Origin of the sequence: Sulfurovum sp., assembly GCF_049668085.1 — a bacterium.
Classification (GTDB): domain Bacteria; phylum Campylobacterota; class Campylobacteria; order Campylobacterales; family Sulfurovaceae; genus Sulfurovum.
The window spans coordinates 1-1,558 of the sequence record NZ_JBATIY010000034.1; the positions used below are offsets into that span (position 1 = coordinate 1).

Below are 1,558 nucleotides of genomic sequence, written 5' to 3' on the forward strand. Positions count from 1 at the left end.
GAGAAAGAATTTGAACTTGAAGTCATGATCGATATGCTTAAAGTGGATGCATACGAACTCATAGAAGTAAGATCTCCTGAGTACTCACCCAATTTTGAAAAGATACTGATTACTTCGGACAAAGATCAACGTATAGATGAGTACTTTGTAGAAAATGACAAACTGACACGATTTATAGGGATCAACACCAATGTAGATATCGGCTATATAGAGTCTTTGATGCAAAACAAAGAAAGTATCGATCCGTCTTATCTCTATCAAAACAGACTGATAGGTGAAAGAGGCAGACTTATCTGTTCTTGTGCGCATGTCTACCATCAGGACATAGTTGACAGTGTTACTACATACGGTATAGAGAACTTTATGGAGTACGGAAATTTCTCTCAGGCAGGTAGAGTATGCGGTAAATGTAAAAAAATGGTTCAGGATGTGATCAACGGTTCACAGCATCTCATTGACCCAAACATGCCGAAGAAAAGTGCTGAAGATATCAAAAGAGAGAAAGAGATCGCTTTAGCCAAAAAGCGGATTGAAAAATATAACAGACTCCATCCTAAAAATCAATTTGATTCTAATCAGCTTGCATCCTCTTTAGATGCTTTTGACATAACGACCAAAGAAGTGAACAGCTGGATATCCATGGTCACTGCTACCATGCAGCTTCATCCTGAATTCGATGGAGTTGTTAAGGACGGAATAAACCATTTAAATCGGTTGCCGATCATCTGGCTTGAGTTGGCTGACTGTTCAGGAAACTCAGAAGCTTTTATCAAATCGTCGCATCCAGGGATAGCAGATCTAATCTTTGATTATATCTCACTTGATTACCATGAGCTTTTAATGTCTGCAAGTGGAGACCAAAGTGAAAGTATTCTGGAAACTATCGTCAAAGAGCAAAAAGACGCGTATGTTCTCATCGTTGAGGGTGCTATACCTATGGCTATGGAAGGAAAATATCTTCGTATCGGTCCTAAAGGGGAAACAGGTCTTGCACTGTTACAAAAATGTGCTAAAGATGCTGCATTGATCATCTCCGTAGGCTCTTGTGCTCTTGATGGGGGTGTGGTCGCAGCAGCACCAAATCCTACAGGTGCAGTAGGTGTATCAGAGGCTCTTGGAAGAGATGATGTTATTAACCTGCCAGGATGTCCGGTCAATCCCATCAATATCGTAGGAACCCTTCTCTCTTACTTGATGTTTGAAGAGCTGCCTGCGCTTGACCAGTTCAATCGACCACTCTGGGCTTATGAAGGTAGGATCCATGATAACTGTGAGAGAAGAGGACATTATGAACTCGGGGAATTTGTCCAGGAATGGGGAGATGTAGGTGCACAGAAAGGATGGTGTCTTTTTGAAATGGGATGTAAAGGCCCCTATACCCATGCCAATTGCCCTACTATGAAATTTAACCAAGGAACAAGTTGGCCGATACAGGCCGGACATGGATGTATGGGATGTGTAGAGATGGGCTTCTTTGATAAATATGCCAATGAAAGAAAGATTGATGAGAAAAAGATTGATGAGGATGAAGCATGATAAGAATTAAAATTCAATGCAG

At 41.1% G+C, this 1,558-nt stretch carries 1 protein-coding gene; it reads left to right on the plus strand.

The genetic code is table 11. From position 1 onward, the window contains the following. Positions 1-1,536 (plus strand): hydrogenase small subunit (locus tag WBM70_RS02390; RefSeq protein WP_424556918.1); only part of this gene is annotated, 1,536 nt, incomplete at its 5' end. Positions 1,537-1,558: the final 22 nt, after the last annotated feature.